Origin of the sequence: Marivita sp. (genome assembly GCF_051251565.1) — a bacterium.
In the GTDB taxonomy this organism is placed as follows: domain Bacteria; phylum Pseudomonadota; class Alphaproteobacteria; order Rhodobacterales; family Rhodobacteraceae; genus Marivita.
On the sequence record NZ_JBPOFB010000001.1, the window covers coordinates 395,428 to 410,459 of the forward strand.

General features: G+C 61.1%; 13 protein-coding genes. 6 read left to right on the plus strand and 7 right to left on the minus strand.

Features of this window, described 5'->3' with window-relative positions:
- Positions 1-232 precede the first annotated feature (232 nt).
- Entirely contained in the window at positions 233-409 is a 177-nt protein-coding gene (locus ACSHXH_RS01890; protein WP_435670051.1) for a hypothetical protein, read from the minus strand.
- 105 nt (positions 410-514) lie between these two features.
- On the opposite strand from ACSHXH_RS01890, the gene dnaE reads away from it, so the two are divergent.
- Positions 515-4,015, plus strand: coding sequence for a DNA polymerase III subunit alpha (dnaE, locus tag ACSHXH_RS01895; RefSeq protein ID WP_435670052.1), 3,501 nt, complete (start codon positions 515-517; stop codon positions 4,013-4,015).
- A 74-nt stretch (positions 4,016-4,089) separates the two neighbouring features.
- Positions 4,090-5,127 carry a hypothetical protein gene (locus tag ACSHXH_RS01900; RefSeq protein ID WP_435670053.1) on the plus strand — a complete coding sequence of 346 codons (1,038 nt, stop codon included), beginning with the start codon at positions 4,090-4,092 and terminating at the stop codon, positions 5,125-5,127.
- Positions 5,128-5,186: 59 nt separating this feature from the next.
- Here ACSHXH_RS01900 and ACSHXH_RS01905 read toward each other — a convergent pair whose 3' ends face one another.
- Complete coding sequence (locus ACSHXH_RS01905) at positions 5,187-5,387, minus strand: SlyX family protein (RefSeq protein ID WP_435670054.1); 201 nt, start codon at positions 5,385-5,387, stop codon at positions 5,187-5,189.
- A gap of 212 nt (positions 5,388-5,599) precedes the next feature.
- On the opposite strand from ACSHXH_RS01905, the gene hisS reads away from it, so the two are divergent.
- From hisS to hisG, 3 genes are read left to right on the plus strand one after another with little or no spacing between them, the layout of a single operon-like run.
- Complete coding sequence (gene hisS, locus ACSHXH_RS01910; RefSeq protein WP_435670055.1) at positions 5,600-7,075, plus strand: histidine--tRNA ligase; 1,476 nt, start codon at positions 5,600-5,602, stop codon at positions 7,073-7,075.
- On the plus strand, positions 7,075-8,172 hold the full coding sequence (locus tag ACSHXH_RS01915) for an ATP phosphoribosyltransferase regulatory subunit (protein WP_435670056.1): 1,098 nt from the start codon (positions 7,075-7,077) through the stop codon (positions 8,170-8,172). The genes hisS and ACSHXH_RS01915 overlap by 1 nt, the downstream gene beginning before the upstream one ends.
- Positions 8,169-8,861, plus strand: coding sequence for an ATP phosphoribosyltransferase (gene hisG, locus ACSHXH_RS01920; RefSeq protein WP_435670057.1), 693 nt, complete (start codon positions 8,169-8,171; stop codon positions 8,859-8,861). The genes ACSHXH_RS01915 and hisG overlap by 4 nt, the downstream gene beginning before the upstream one ends.
- Positions 8,862-8,915: 54 nt before the next feature.
- Here the strand turns inward: hisG and ACSHXH_RS01925 are convergent, their stop codons facing one another.
- The 5 genes from ACSHXH_RS01925 to ACSHXH_RS01945 all read right to left on the minus strand — a co-directional run bounded on the left by ACSHXH_RS01925 (position 8,916) and on the right by ACSHXH_RS01945 (position 12,392).
- A complete protein-coding gene (locus ACSHXH_RS01925; protein WP_435670058.1) occupies positions 8,916-10,235 on the minus strand; it encodes an ABC1 kinase family protein in 1,320 nt (439 codons plus the stop codon).
- Between the two features lie 94 nt (positions 10,236-10,329).
- A complete protein-coding gene (gene yghU, locus ACSHXH_RS01930) occupies positions 10,330-11,196 on the minus strand; it encodes a glutathione-dependent disulfide-bond oxidoreductase (protein WP_435670059.1) in 867 nt (288 codons plus the stop codon).
- 92 nt (positions 11,197-11,288) lie between these two features.
- Complete coding sequence (locus ACSHXH_RS01935; RefSeq protein ID WP_435670060.1) at positions 11,289-11,720, minus strand: DUF1489 family protein; 432 nt, start codon at positions 11,718-11,720, stop codon at positions 11,289-11,291.
- Between the two features lie 87 nt (positions 11,721-11,807).
- Positions 11,808-12,035 carry a hypothetical protein gene (locus tag ACSHXH_RS01940; RefSeq protein WP_435670061.1) on the minus strand — a complete coding sequence of 76 codons (228 nt, stop codon included), beginning with the start codon at positions 12,033-12,035 and terminating at the stop codon, positions 11,808-11,810.
- Positions 12,036-12,185: 150 nt separating this feature from the next.
- Positions 12,186-12,392, minus strand: coding sequence for a cold-shock protein (locus ACSHXH_RS01945; RefSeq protein WP_435670062.1), 207 nt, complete (start codon positions 12,390-12,392; stop codon positions 12,186-12,188).
- A 332-nt stretch (positions 12,393-12,724) separates the two neighbouring features.
- Between ACSHXH_RS01945 and ACSHXH_RS01950 the strand changes: the two genes are divergently transcribed.
- A complete protein-coding gene (locus ACSHXH_RS01950) occupies positions 12,725-15,016 on the plus strand; it encodes an adenosylcobalamin-dependent ribonucleoside-diphosphate reductase (protein ID WP_435670063.1) in 2,292 nt (763 codons plus the stop codon).
- The last annotated feature ends 16 nt before the right edge of the window (positions 15,017-15,032 follow it).

The window sequence follows — 15,032 nt, forward strand, 5'->3', positions numbered from 1 at the left end:
CGCGCGGGTTTTCCAGTGCAATAGCCTGAAAACTAGGCAGTGGCATGGGGGATTGGCAAGGGAAAACTGTTCGAAACCTTGGCAGTCTACACAGGTTTGCCTGTTTAGAGGGCACCGCGCAGGCCCGCTGTCGTGTCTGTTTTAAGGTCAGCGCCGTGCTATGGGCTGCTTTGACGGCTCACCCGCGTCGTAAGCCTGCGTAGCCCACCAGCCCGCACAGGAACGCCATTGCTCAGTCCCCGCCGTCGCCGCCGTCCCCACAATCGCCGTCGCCGTCAAAGGTTTCAGGAAACGTCTCTTCCAGCCAGCAGGCTGCACTGCTGTCGGGGAAAAAAAACATGATCGCCGGTCGGCCCAGCATGAAAATTGCACCCACAGCGCACATGGCGTGGAGGCCCCAATCTGGCATGAGAGGTCCTTTTCTCGGTTCTGTGATGTGCCTGATGGCAAGAAATTGTGGCGGAAGGGCGGCAAGGCGCTTTCGCTTGTGCCAGCCGATCACTAATGTAGCGCCATGCCAGATCCCCGATTCATCCACCTCCGCGTCCACTCCGAATATTCGCTGCTCGAAGGCGCGATGCGGCTCAAGAAACTGCCGGATCTCTGCATCGCCAAAGGCATGCCGGCGGTGGCCTTGACCGACACCAACAACCTGTTCGCCGCGCTGGAATTCTCGGTCGGGGCGGCGGGGGCCGGGGTGCAGCCGATCATTGGCTGTCAGGTCGATCTGCGCGTCGCTGCACCGGCGCCCGGTGAACGGGCCAAACCGCCCGCGCCCGTGGTGCTGCTTGCGCAATCCGAGGTCGGCTACGCGCATCTGATGAAGCTCAATTCCTGCCTTTACCTGCGCCATGACGGGGAATTGCCCCATGTCACGCTGGACGAGCTGGACCAGCACAGCGAAGGTGTGATCTGCCTTACCGGCGGGCCGGACGGGGCCATCGGGCGCATCCTGCAACAGGGCAATCGCGGTGCCGCCGAAGCGATCATGCAGCGCCTTGCGACCACCTTTGGTGACCGGCTTTATGTCGAATTGCAACGCCATCCCGGCGACAATGGCTTGCCCGAGGTCGAACGTCTCACCGAACGCCCGTTCATCGAAATGGCCTATGCGATGGGCCTGCCGCTGGTGGCGACCAACGATGTCTATTTCCCGAAGTCGGACATGTACGAGGCACATGACGCGCTGATCTGTATCGCCGACGGGGCCTATGTCGACCAACAGGAACCGCGCCGACGCCTGACACCGCAGCATTACTTCAAGTCACCGCAAGAGATGGTCACGCTGTTCGCCGACCTGCCCGAAGCGATTGACAACACCATCGAGATCGCCCGCCGCTGTGCCTTCATGGCCTACCGCCGCGATCCCATTCTGCCGAAATTCGCCGATGACGAGGTCGAGGAACTCAAGCGTCAGGCGCGGGCGGGTCTCAAGGACCGGCTTGCCGTCATCCCGCACGCAGCTTCGGTCGAGGAGTATGAAAAGCGGCTCGAATTCGAACTGGGCATCATCGAAGGCATGGGCTTTCCCGGTTACTTCCTCATTGTTGCGGACTTCATCAAATGGGCCAAGGATCAGCATATCCCGGTTGGGCCGGGGCGGGGCTCTGGGGCGGGGTCTCTGGTGGCCTACGCGCTGACCATCACCGACCTTGATCCGCTGCGCTATCAGCTTCTGTTTGAACGCTTCCTCAATCCCGAACGTGTGTCGATGCCCGACTTCGACATCGACTTCTGCATGGACCGCCGCGAAGAAGTGATCCGCTACGTTCAGGACAAGTACGGCACCGACAAGGTGGGCCAGATCATCACCTTCGGCGCGCTCTTGTCCAAGGCGGCGGTGCGCGACGTGGGCCGCGTGTTGCAGATGCCGTACGGGCAGGTGGATCGCCTGTCCAAGATGATCCCGGTTGAAGGCGTCAAACCCGTCAGCATCGAAAAGGCGCTCAAGGACGAACCCCGCCTGCGCGAAATGGCCCGCGAGGAAGAAGTCGTGGACCGGCTTTTGACCTATGGGCAGCAGGTCGAAGGCCTGTTGCGCAATGCGTCCACCCACGCCGCCGGTGTGGTGATCGGTGACCGGCCGCTGGACGCGTTGGTGCCGCTCTACCAAGATCCGCGCTCGGACATGCCCGCGACCCAGTTCAATATGAAATGGGTGGAACAGGCCGGTCTGGTCAAATTCGACTTTCTGGGCCTGAAAACCCTGACGGTGATCCAATACGCGTTGGACATGGTCTTCAAATCTGGCCGCCCGCTGCACATCGCGGCGGATGGCACAGAGCTTTATCACCCTGCCGAGGGTGCGCAAAACGACATCGGCCACATCCCGCTGGACGATGAGCGCACCTATAAACTCTACGCTGCTGCCAAAACGGTCGCGGTGTTTCAGGTGGAAAGCTCGGGGATGATGGATGCGCTCAAGCGCATGAAGCCCACCTGTATCGAAGACATCGTGGCGCTGGTCGCGCTCTACCGTCCCGGCCCGATGGAAAACATCCCGACCTATTGCGAGGTGAAGAACGGGCTCAAGGACCGGGAATCCGTTCACCCGTTGATCGACCATATCCTTGAGGAAACCCAAGGCATCATCGTCTACCAGGAACAGGTGATGCAGATCGCGCAGGTCATGGCGGGCTACAGCCTTGGCGGTGCCGACCTGCTGCGCCGCGCGATGGGCAAAAAGATCAAAGAGGCGATGGACGCCGAACGCCCCAAATTCGAAAAGGGTGCGGCCGAAAACGGGGTTGCCGCCAAAAAGGCGAGCGAGGTTTTTGACCTCCTTGAAAAGTTCGCCAACTACGGTTTCAACAAATCCCACGCCGCCGCCTATGCCGTGGTCAGTTATCAGACCGCATGGCTCAAGGCGAACCACCCGGTTGAATTCATGGCCGGGGTGATGAATTGCGACCTCCACCTGACCGACAAGCTGGCTACCTATTTCGAAGAGGTGAAAAAGGGTCTCAGCCTGCCTTGGGTGCCACCATGTGTGAACCGGTCTCAGGCGATGTTCGACGTGCAGGATGGCGCGCTGGTCTATGCGCTGGGCGCGTTGAAGAACGTCGGCGTTGAGGCGATGAAGCTGATCGTAGAGGCGCGGGCCGATAAACCATTTGTTAACCTTTTCGACGTGGCCCGCCGGGTTGATCTGAAACGTGTGGGCAAGCGCCCGCTGGAAATGCTTGCCCGCTCGGGGGCGTTTGACCAGCTTGACCGCAACCGCCGCAGGGTGTTCGAAAGCCTTGATGCGCTCGTCGCCTATTCCGCTGCGATCCACGACCAACGCAGCTCGGCGCAAGTGTCGCTGTTCGGCGAAGCGGGCGACGATCTGCCGGAACCGCGCTTGTCTCCGGTGTCAGACTGGTTGCCGGCAGAGCGCCTGTCCGAGGAGTTCAAGGCGGTCGGGTTCTATCTCTCGGGTCACCCGCTGGATGATTACATGGCCGCGCTCAAGCGCAAAGGCACGCTGACGCTGGACGAGGTTCTGGCCAAGGCGCAAAACGGGCCATGTGTGGCCAAGATGGCCGGGGTTGTGGCCGGGCGGCAGGAACGCAAATCTGCGCGCGGCAACCGCTTTGCCTTTGCCCAGCTCAGTGATCCGACAGGGGCCTATGAGGTGACGCTGTTCTCGGACACGCTTGAGGCCGCGCGCGATCATCTTGAAACCGGGTCAAAGGTGATGGTGACGGTCGAGGCGACGCTCGAATCCGATCAGCTCAAGCTTCTGGGCCGCTCCGTCGCGCCCGTCGATACCGCGGTGGCCGAAGCCATCAGCATGGGGCTGCGGATCTTTGTCGACGAGCCGGATGTGGTGGCCCATGTCGCGTCGGTGCTGACCCGCGCGGCGGATCAGTTGCCAAAGGCGGGCAAAGGCCCCATTCGCATCTGTTGCCTCAACGCCCCCGGCCTGCCCGGAGAGGTGGACGTGGCCTTGGCCCAGGAATTTCCGGTAACCCCCGAGATCAAGGGCGCGATCAAATCGCTGGGCGGTGTCTTGGATGTCGAAGAGCTGTAGGGCCACCAAGGGGCTGCGGCTGGACGGCCCTTTGGACGCCCGCTAGGGTGCAGAGCGCGAGGGTGAGGGATTCCATGAGATGTTTCGCTGCGGTCATCTGTACCGCATTCTTTCTGGCAGGCTGTGCCTCTGATCCTTTGGCCACTGTTCCGCGCCTGTCCGACACCGATATCAGCAACAGCGACATTCTTGCAGCGATCCGGTCCGATTCCGACGCGGATGAGGCTGCTGATGTGGCACTTGCACCTGCGCCAGAGCCCGCAAGGCGTGGACTGTTGGGCCGGTTCCTGAGCAGACCCGCGCCTGCTGATCCCGCGCCGCCCGCTGCCGGTCCTGACGACAATGCAGAGACTGCCGAGGCCGTCAGCCCTGACGAAGAAATTGCCCCCACAGCGACAGCGCTTGTCTCAGAAGCAGACGCCGACATGTCAGTACCGACCGCAGAACCGCGCCGGGGGCTTCTGGGCTTTCTCAGCCGCGCTGCCCTTGACGCGCAAGACCCGCAAGCACCAAACACCACAGACATCGCCGCCATCCCGCCGCAAACCCAAAACGATGCGCCGGCACGTGGCCTCTTTGGCGGCAACCGTCCTGCCAGCGGCCCCAAGTCCGGTGATCCGGATTACGAGATCGTGTCGATGGGTACGGTTTTGCCCTATGGCACGCTGGCGCGGGTGTGTGATGTGCCTGTGCGCGAGTTGGGCCAACGCGTGGACCGCTACCCCGAATCCCGCAGCGTCTATACGCTTTATGACACCGAACCCGGCAGCACCGCGCCGCACACCTTTTATGTGACAGGATTTGACGACGGATGCGCGCGCCAGTTCACAGCGGCGATGGCCTTGTTCGGCAGCCCGGAAACCCACGAGCGTCTGCGCTACGGCTTGCCCTCAAAGGTTCAGCCTTATTCCGCAACCGACGCGGCCTACGAAAAGGTCAAGGCAACCGTCTGCCGTGTCGGGCGCGGCGCGCCGTGCGGGTCATCCATGTCGCGTCTGGCGCGGGACACGGTGTTTGTCAGCGTTTATGAACGGTTCGGATCGAACCCGATATGGAAGACCATCCTGTTGCACGATGGCGCTGTTGTCGAAACGGACATTCGCGGGAACTGAGGCCGGGAGGGTTTTCCGGTCACGGAAAACGTTTCGTTTTTGGCAAAACGACTGTGCGCCTAGTAATGCGGGGGGCGCTCATCCCCAAGGACGATGCCACCTGTTCCTTCGGACTCGCGTTCGGCTTCGCGCATCAGCAACATCTCGACCCGCGCGGTCAGGCGGTCGACCTCCTTGGCTTGTTGGGCCACGGTGTCGGACAGGTCGTCGGTGATCCGCATCAGGTGTGCGATCCGTTCTTCAAGGGCGGTGATATCCATAGCCCAGACATGCGCATGCCCATCGCCAATGGCAAGAGGGAATAGGTCAGCACCGCACCCCTATTGTTTCGCGCGCGAAACATTGGGTCCGATGCGGACCTTTTAACCTTTTGTTCACCATCTGCGCAGGCCTGAAACAGCGCCGCTGCTTGCCCCGCTGGCCCCCAGCGGCTAGAGGAGGCGCAACACCCAAGCCCAAGCGGGAAATGACCATGGCCAAAGAGAAAAAACTCCCCAAGCCCAAGGCGCAGACGCCCAAGGGGTTCCGCGACTATTTCGGCTCCGACGTGACCGAACGCGCCGAAATGCTGAGCAAGATCGCCGGGGTTTATCATCGCTACGGCTTTGACGCGCTGGAAAGTGCCGCCGTCGAAACCGTTGACGCGCTGGGCAAGTTTCTTCCCGATGTGGACCGCCCGAACGAAGGCGTGTTCGCCTGGCAGGAAGAGGATGATGGCGACTGGCTGGCCTTGCGCTATGATCTGACCGCGCCTTTGGCCCGCGTTTACGCACAGCACCGCAATGACCTGCCGCTGCCCTACAGGCGCTATGCGATGGGTCCGGTGTGGCGCAACGAAAAGCCGGGGCCGGGGCGATATCGCCAGTTTTATCAATGTGATGCAGATACAGTTGGGGCAGGCACCGTTGCCGCCGATGCTGAGATTTGCGCGATGCTGGCTGATTGTCTTGAAGTTGTGGGCATTCCGCGCGGTGACTATATTGTCCGGGTGAACAACCGCAAGGTTTTGAACGGCGTGTTGGAGACGATGGGCCTGAATGAAGACGCGCAACGCGACGCGGTCCTGCGCACCATCGACAAGTTCGACAAGGTCGGCGAAATGGGCGTGCGCGAGTTGCTGGGCAAGGGGCGGCTGGATGCGTCGGGGGCCTATATCGACGGTGTTAACCTTGCCGATGAACAGGTCGAACCTGTTATCGGCTTCTTAACCTCCAAGGGCGACACTGCCGCGCAAACGCTTGGCAATTTGAAGGTGGCTGTTGGTGACAGTGCCATTGGCGCGGAAGGTGTGGCAGAGCTTGAACAGATCGCTGATCTGTTGGCTGCTGGCGGCTATGGTCCGGATCGGATCGTCATTGATCCCTCGGTCGTGCGCGGCCTTGGCTATTACACCGGCCCCGTGTTCGAGGCGGAACTTACCTTTGAAATCCTTGACGAAAAGGGTCGCAAGCGGCAGTTCGGGTCGGTTGCGGGCGGCGGGCGGTATGACGATCTTGTCAAACGCTTTACCGGTCAGACTGTCCCTGCCACGGGTGTCAGCATTGGCGTGGATCGGCTTCTCGCCGCCCTGCGCGAAAAGGGCCGGATCGGCAGCGAAAGCGCTGGCCCTGTCGTGGTCACTGTCATGGACCGCGACCGAATGGGTGACTATCAGGCGATGGTGGCCGAGCTGCGCAATGCAGGCATCCGGGCCGAGGTTTATCTTGGCAACCCCAAGAACTTCGGCAACCAGCTCAAATATGCCGACAAGCGCAATGCGCCGGTTGCGGTGATCGAAGGCGGGGATGAAAACGCCAAAGGCGTGGTGCAGATCAAGGACCTGATCCTTGGGGCCGAGATCGCCCAAAGTGCCAGCCTTGAGGAATGGCAGGATCGACCCAATCAGTTTGAAGTGCCGCGCGCCAATCTGGTCGCCAAAGTGCGCGAGATCCTCGAAAGCTATTCGTGATGTCGCATAGCCTGCCTGACAAGTCCCGCGCCCGGATCACCGCCGAGGCGATCTGCGATGGCTTCATTGCCGAAGGGGCCACGCGGTTCGAGACCGATATTCTGCTGCCGGCCGAGGTGCTTTTGGACCTGTACGGCGAAGATATCCGTGCCCGTGCCTATGTCACGTCGGACCCCGAAAAGGGCGAGATGATGCTGCGCCCGGATTTTACCGTGCCGGTGGTGCAGTTCCATATGGAGGGCGGCGATGCGCCCGCCAGCTATACCTATTTCGGAGAGGTGTTCCGCAAACAGGAAGACCACCCTGAACGCCGCAGCGAATATATGCAGGTCGGTTACGAACAGTTTGGCGACACCGATCCGGCCCGTGCAGATGCGCAGGTGTTTGGACGGTTTTCCGATCTTCTGGCCCCGATGGGTCTGCGCGCGGCAACGGGCGATATCGGCATCCTGATCGCCATGGTCGCCGGGCTTGGCGTGACCGAAGACCGTCGTGCAGCGCTGATGCGGCACATCTGGCGACCTGCGCGGTTCACCGCATTGGTAAAACGGTTCGCGGGCCTGACAGCGGTGCCCGCCTCGCGCGGGGCGCTTTTGGCAGCAGATGCGCCTTTGGACGCGGCGGGTGTGATGATCGGGCTGCGCAGCGCCCGTGAAATCACCACCCGCATCGAGGCGTTGCGTGCCGATGCCGCCGCAGCCCCGATGTCTGAGGACGAGGTTGCGCTGATCTCGGCGGTGTTGTCGGTGTCGGAAACCTGCCCCAACGCGCTGGAGCATTTGCGCGATATTGCGGTGGACCTGCCAAGCATCGTCCCTGCACTCGACCGGTTTGAGGCACGCTGCGAAGCGATGACGCAGCGCGGTGTCGACGTTGCGACCCTGCCGTTCGAGGCATCCTTTGGCCGCACCTCTATGGAATATTATGACGGGTTTGTCTTTGGGTTCTATTCCGAAGCACGCCCCGATTTGCCCCCGGTGGCGACGGGCGGGCGCTATGACGCGCTGACCCGGCGATTGGGGCAAGGGCGCGCAATTCCGGCAGTCGGCGGCGTGATCCGGCCTGATCTGGTGGTCGATCTTGGGGGGCTGGCATGACGATCAAGCTGGGTGTGCCGTCCAAGGGGCGGCTGATGGAAAAGACCTTTGACTGGTTCGGTGCGCGCGGTGTGACGCTGACGCGAACGGGATCGGAACGGGAATATGCAGGTGCGGTGGATGGCGTCGCAGGGGTGGACCTGGTGCTGCTGTCGGCGGGGGAAATCCCGCGCGAATTGGCGACGGGCCGCATCCATCTGGGCGTGACAGGCAATGATCTGGTGCAGGAAAAGCTTGTGCAATGGGACCAGAAGGTTGAACCGCTGGCCGCGTTGGGCTTTGGCCAGGCGAACCTGATCGTGGCGGTGCCGCATTGCTGGGTCGATGTGGACACGCTGGACGATCTGGACGGTGCGGCAGCGGCATTCCGGGCGCGGCACGGGTTTCGCATGCGGATCGCAACCAAGTATCACCGTCTGGTGCGCGACTACTTGCGGCGCGGCGGTGTGGCGGATTACCAACTGGTGGACAGCCAGGGCGCGACTGAAGGCACAGTCAAGAACCTGACCGCAGAGGCGATTGCCGACATCACCTCAACCGGAGAGACGCTGCGCGCGAACCACTTGAAAATCTTGAACGAACCACCGATCCTTGAGAGTCAGGCAACGCTGTTCCGCAGCCGTGTGGCCGAGAAATCGGACGAGGATCGGACCGTGTTGCGCGCCTTGATCGACACTTTGGGGGTGTAGCGGGGGCACATCTTCGAAAGGATGTGCGAAAACGCGACGTCGTGTTCTGGCGCGCTAGACATGACGGTTGAACAGATCCCTTAACGTGACTTTGGCCCGCAACCGGGTTGCCAGAAGGAACAGCCCAGCCGCCTTGCGTTGAAGGTACAAGACCTCGGTTGGGGGGATGTGCTGGATTGACCGGTCACGGCCCAAGGCCATGCCCCGGTCGCGCAGATCGGACACAAGCGACGTGTCGCCAAAATCGAACCCGCCCGGATCAAGCATCGGCGCGTTGGCCATGTCGACCATGCTCAGGATCTCGGCCCGCGTTGTTTCGGGCAGGGCATCGGCCAGCAATCCAAGCGCGTGCAAGGCGGTGGCGATTGCGGGCAGATCATTGTCGAGCGACGGTTGCAAGATTGCCTTTGCGCGGGCCACGAGGTCTGGCGTCAGGCTGCGGGTTGCGCCGAAATCCAGCAAGACCAGTTTGCCAGTCTCGGGTTGCCAGCGGAAATTGGCAAAGTTGGGGTCGGATTGGACAAGGTGAAACGCGAACACTTCGCGCATCATCAGGGCGATGAGACGCTCGGCCATATCATCGCGTGTGGCCTGATCCGCGTGTTCCAACGTGTCGATCGGTTCAGACGGGACGAAATCCATTGCAAGGATATCGCGGCTGGACAAGTCTTGGTGGAAGGCGGGGACGATGAAATCGGGATCGTTTTGCAAAAGCGCGCTGAAGGCCACAAGGCTGCGCGCCTCTTGGTCGTAATCGGCTTCTTCATGCAATTGCTGGCGCGCGTCCTCGAGCAGCGGTTTGAGATCCAGCCCCTTGGGCATCATGCCGGACAGGCGCATCAGGCTGGCTAGGTTGCGCAGGTCGCTGTCGATGCTGTCGCGGATACCGGGATATTGCACCTTGATCGCCAGATCGCGCCCGTCACGGGTTTGTGCGCGATGGACCTGACCGATGGAGGCGGCGGCGATGGGGCGGACGTCGAATTTTTTGAACCGTTTGGTAAAATCCGGGCCCCACGCGGCGGTCAGCACGTGCTTGAGTTGGGCAGGTGGCATGGTGTGCGCCTGCGCCTGCAAGGGGCGCAGCACAGCGGCCAGTTCCGGTGTCAGAAGATCGCCCGCTTCGAGCGACAAAAGCTGGCCCATTTTCATTGCCGCGCCGCGCATCTGGGACAATTCCCGCGTCAGGCGATGGGCGTTTGCGGGGGTCAGGAACATCTCGCGCGGGCTGGGCTTGCGACCCTGAAGCAAGTGCTTTGCCCCGGCCGCAGCGGCAGAGCCAAGCAGACCGCTTGCCAAGCCGCCCATTCGCAAGGCACGGGTGGTGCGCCCGGTGGGGACGGCGCGGCTGCGGGGGTCTATTTCGTCTGTCATGGGGCAGAGGTAAGTCCCGGCAGCACCGAGACAATACGCCCGTGCGCCTTTCCCGGATCGGGGTGGCGCACGGGGCAGTTATGGCGCGGTACAGTTAGTCTGCGGCAGCGATTTTGTCTTGTGTCTTGGTGTCGAAATCCGACGCGTCATGGCGTTCGTGAAGCTGCTCGCTTGGGTCGCCAAAGGCGCGGTTTACGATCCGTCCACGCTGCACCGGGGTGCGGGCGTCGATGGCTTTGGCCCACCGCATGACATGAGTGTAACTTGCGACGTCAAGAAATTCCGCCGCATTGTAGAGACGGCCAAGAACCAGCCCGCCATACCATGGCCAGATCGCCATGTCGGCGATGGTGTAGTCGGGGCCGCTGATGAAATCACGCTCGGCCAATTGCCGGTCCAGCACGTCTAGTTGGCGCTTGGTTTCCATCGCAAATCGGTTGATCGGGTATTCCATGGGTTCGGGCGCATAGGCGTAGAAATGGCCAAAGCCACCGCCCAGATAGGGCGCGCTGCCCATCTGCCAGAACAGCCAGCTGAGCATTTCGGCCCGGTTTTCCGGCGCGCCAAGGAAGGCGTCGAATTTCTCGGCCAAGTGCATCAGGATCGCAGCGGATTCGAAGACGCGGATGGGCATATCGCCGGACCGGTCCATCAAGGCCGGGATCTTGGAGTTCGGGTTGATGTCGACAAAATCTGATCCGAACTGGTCGCCATCGCCGATCTTGATCAGCCATGCATCGTATTCCGCACCGGCGTGACCGGCGGCCAGCAGCTCTTCGAGCAGGATGGTGACCTTTTGACCGTTCGGGGTCGCCAGGCTGTAAAGCTGGAACGGGTGTTCGCCGACCGGAAGCTCTTTGTCATGGGTTGCCCCGGCAATGGGGCGGTTGGTGCTGGCGAATTTGCCGCCGTTCTCGGAATCCCAAATCCAGACCTTGGGAGGCGTATAGCTGTCGGTCATGTTGTGTGTCCTGTTTGCGTGTCGACTGTAAACATAGGTGGTCGGCGCGGGAAATGCTTTGTGCAGTGGTGCAGGCCGCCTGTGCGGTCGGGTCAGAGCACGCCGATATCGGCCAGCGCCCCGGCAAGTTCGGGGGGCAGGGCATCGTCATCCTGACGCGAATGGCCAAGATCGGGCGGCGCATCTTCGGGTTTGAGATAGCGCCAGCCCTGAAACGGGCGCTTTGGCGCGGTCGCCGTTCGGATGATCTCTGGTTCAAGAACGATGCCGCATCGGCGGATACCATCCACGCCGACGACTTCCTCCAGGCCAATGATCCGCTGACGGGCTTGCAGCATGCCTTTGATCACCCAGTAGATTGACCCGCCGTTGAGCAGTTCTGCCTCGCGTTTGGGCCACATGCGGGTGACATGGTAATATCGGCCATTTGCCCGCTGTTCTGAGCGGTGCTGCTGCCACGCCTCTATCTGCTCCACGCTGTCAGAGCCGACGGAGAGTTTAACTATATGGATCGTTCCGGTCATTTTGTCTGCCCCCTGCGGGTGTGATCATAGCGGGCAGCGGGCCGGGTTCAAGCGGGGCGGGTGCGATGGGCCGTCCCGCGCGGCTGGTCAGTCAGGCGTTTTGCGCGCGCGGGTCTTGGGTTTGGTGGCAGCGTCCGCTTTGGGCGAGGCGGCTTCGCGTTCGAGCCGCGTTTTGCGCAGGCGCAGGGTCTTGGCTTCGCGCTTTTCGGTTTCGGTCTCAAGGATGTCGCGCACAACGCGCGTTGTCTTGTCCATGACCGTTTCCGCGCGGGGCGCCGATGGTTTGAAGAGCGTGTCTTTGGTCAGCTTTGCCATTTTTCGATCTCCTTGGAGGACAATGGTGTCGGGCTGGAGGCGATCCGCATAAAGTCCTGCGGTGCACCGATGCGAGGATGAAAATTCGCATAAAAAAAGCGGGCGCAGCCGTGAAGCTGCCCCCGCTCTGGTCTTCAATCTTGCTGAGGCTTATGCCAGCGCAAGATTTGTCGCGCTTTCGCGGCCGTCACGGCCTGCTTCGATGTCGAAAGTCACAGCCTGACCATCTTCGAGCTGGTGCAGACCGGCGCGCTCAAGCGCGGAAATGTGAACGAAAATGTCCTTGGAGCCGGACTCGGGTGCGATAAAACCAAAGCCTTTTTGGCCGTTGAACCATTTCACGGTGCCATTTGCCATCGTGTTGTCTCCTAATTTAGTTGCCACCCGCTACATGCGGTGACCCGGCTCAGTGTCGTCGTAGGATCGCCTGAGGCCGTTAGGAAACAGAAGGTCATCGGAAGAATCTTTGCACGGCTGATATGGGGGTGATCCCGTAAGATTACAACTCTTATCCTCGAATTGGCCAAAATAACCGGGATTCGGTGCCACGGGCTTTACGGACTTATCCACAGGGTTTTCCACAAAGGGCGCAGGATGTGGTAGGTTTTTTACCAAAGCAATCTAGAAGTTGTGGATTTGTCAGTTTTCAGGCTATCATACCAGCCTGCCGCAAAAGAGGAATCGCCGCCATGTCACGCTTTACCGCCCCGATTGCCGAACAAATCTGGGATATGAAATACCGCCTGAAAGAGGCGGATGGCACCGCTCTGGACCACACGGTCGAGGATACGTGGCGTAGGATCGCGCGGGCTTTGGCCGAGGTCGAAGCAGAGCCGAAAGTCTGGGAAGATCGGTTCTACACCGCGCTTGAGGATTTCAAATACCTCCCGGCAGGCCGGATCACCGCCGGGGCGGGTACGGCGCGGTCTGTCACGCTGTTCAATTGCTTTGTCATGGGCACCGTTCCCGACAGCATGGGCGGTATTTTCGAGATGCTAAAAGAGGCCGCCCTCACCATGCAGCAGGGTGGCGGGATCGGCTATGACTTCAGCACCATCCGGCCCAAGGGCGCGGCAGTCAAAGGCGTGGCGGCGGATGCCTCTGGCCCCTTGTCCTTCATGGACGTCTGGGACGCGATGTGCCGCACGATCATGTCGGCAGGATCGCGGCGCGGGGCAATGATGGCGACGATGCGCTGTGACCATCCGGATATCGAGGATTTCATCGGCGCAAAATCTGACGCGGCCCGACTGCGCATGTTCAACCTGTCCGTGCTGGTGACGGATGATTTCATGGCGCAGGTCAAGGCGGACGGATCGTGGGATCTTGTGTTTGACGGCAAGGTTTACCGCACGGTGCAGGCGCGCGATCTGTGGAACCGGATCATGAAGGCGACATACGAGTATGCCGAACCCGGTGTGATCTTTATCGACCGCATCAACAACGCCAACAACCTGAGCTATGTCGAGACGATCGCGGCGACGAACCCTTGCGGCGAACAGCCCTTGCCGCCTTATGGCGCGTGTTTGCTTGGGTCGATCAACCTTGCCCGGCTGGTCACCGACCCGTTCGAGGACGCCGCAGCGCTGGATGGTGAGGCGTTGACCGAGCTGGTCGCCACGGCTGTGCGGATGATGGACAACGTGGTTGACGCCTCGCGCTTTCCGCTGGAGGCGCAGCGCGACGAGGCGCGGGCCAAGCGACGGATCGGCCTTGGTGTGACCGGGCTTGCCGATGCGCTGCTGATGCTGGGTCTGCGCTATGGATCAGACGAGGCGGCGGCACAGACCGAGCGCTGGTTGCACGCGATTGCCCGCGCTGCGTATCTCGCGTCGGTCGATCTGGCCAAGGAAAAGGGCGCATTTCCGTTGTTTGATGCGGATAAGTATCTTGCGTCGGGCACGATGCAGGTGATGGACGATGATGTGTGCGACGCGATCCGCAAACACGGTATTCGCAATGCGCTGCTCACGTCGATTGCGCCCACCGGGACGATCTCGCTTTATGCCGGGAACGTGTCATCGGGGATCGAGCCGGTCTTTGCCTATGCCTATACGCGCAAGGTTTTGCAAAAGGACGGCACCCGCACCGAGGAAGAGGTGATTGATTACGCGGTGCAGATGTGGCGCGACAAGTTCGGCGACCGGGAGTTGCCGGAGTATTTCGTGAACGCCCAGACGCTGGCCCCGCTGGAGCATGTGAAGATGCAGGCGGCGGCGCAGAAATGGGTGGATTCGTCGATCTCCAAGACGATCAACTGCCCCGAGGATATCGACTTCGAGGCGTTCAAGGACGTCTACATGGAGGCGTTCGAGACCGGGTGTAAGGGATGTACGACCTATCGTCCGAATGATGTGACGGGTTCAGTGTTGAGTGTGTCGGAGGAGAAGAAATCGGATGCGCCCGAAGTCGTGGCCGTATCGGATGACGAACCGCACCAGCCGCATGGTGACGTGATCTACATGTCCGAACCGCTCGACCGCCCCAAGGCGCTCGAAGGCGCGACTTACAAGCTGAAATGGCCGGATAGTGAACATGCGATTTACCTGACGATCAACGACATCATTGTCGGCGGTCATCGTCGCCCGTTCGAGGTGTTCATCAACTCCAAGAACATGGAGCATTTCGCCTGGACCGTGGCACTGACGCGGATGATCTCGGCAGTGTTCCGGCGTGGCGGCGATGTGTCTTTCGTGGTGGAAGAGCTCAAGGCGGTGTTCGATCCGCGCGGCGGTGCCTGGGTGAACGGCAAGTATATCCCGTCAATCCTTGCGGCAATCGGCGGCGTGATCGAACAGCACCTGATCGCCATCGGGTTTCTGGCGGGCGAAGGTATGGGCCTCAAATCCGATCCGCAGGCACAGGTGGTCAACCTTGATACGCCGCGCGGCAAGGCCTGTTCGTCCTGCGGTCAGTATGACATGCGCATGGTCGAAGGCTGTATGACCTGTGGGTCATGTGGCTACAGCAAATGTGGCTGATGGGGCCGCGCCTGAC

Excerpts from the sequence above, each read along its gene's own strand:
- ACSHXH_RS01915 (WP_435670056.1), top strand. The coding sequence starts at position 7,075 with ATGTCGCATAGCCTGCCTGACAAGTCCCGCGCCCGGATCACCGCCGAG.
- hisG (WP_435670057.1), top strand. The coding sequence starts at position 8,169 with ATGACGATCAAGCTGGGTGTGCCGTCCAAGGGGCGGCTGATGGAAAAG.
- ACSHXH_RS01945 (WP_435670062.1), bottom strand. The coding sequence starts at position 12,392 with ATGGCAAATGGCACCGTGAAATGGTTCAACGGCCAAAAAGGCTTTGGT.
- ACSHXH_RS01950 (WP_435670063.1), top strand. The coding sequence starts at position 12,725 with ATGTCACGCTTTACCGCCCCGATTGCCGAACAAATCTGGGATATGAAA.
- ACSHXH_RS01925 (WP_435670058.1), bottom strand. The coding sequence starts at position 10,235 with ATGACAGACGAAATAGACCCCCGCAGCCGCGCCGTCCCCACCGGGCGC.
- ACSHXH_RS01935 (WP_435670060.1), bottom strand. The coding sequence starts at position 11,720 with ATGACCGGAACGATCCATATAGTTAAACTCTCCGTCGGCTCTGACAGC.
- hisS (WP_435670055.1), top strand. The coding sequence starts at position 5,600 with ATGGCCAAAGAGAAAAAACTCCCCAAGCCCAAGGCGCAGACGCCCAAG.
- ACSHXH_RS01905 (WP_435670054.1), bottom strand. The coding sequence starts at position 5,387 with ATGGATATCACCGCCCTTGAAGAACGGATCGCACACCTGATGCGGATC.
- ACSHXH_RS01890 (WP_435670051.1), bottom strand. The coding sequence starts at position 409 with ATGCCAGATTGGGGCCTCCACGCCATGTGCGCTGTGGGTGCAATTTTC.
- dnaE (WP_435670052.1), top strand. The coding sequence starts at position 515 with ATGCCAGATCCCCGATTCATCCACCTCCGCGTCCACTCCGAATATTCG.
- ACSHXH_RS01900 (WP_435670053.1), top strand. The coding sequence starts at position 4,090 with ATGAGATGTTTCGCTGCGGTCATCTGTACCGCATTCTTTCTGGCAGGC.
- ACSHXH_RS01940 (WP_435670061.1), bottom strand. The coding sequence starts at position 12,035 with ATGGCAAAGCTGACCAAAGACACGCTCTTCAAACCATCGGCGCCCCGC.
- yghU (WP_435670059.1), bottom strand. The coding sequence starts at position 11,196 with ATGACCGACAGCTATACGCCTCCCAAGGTCTGGATTTGGGATTCCGAG.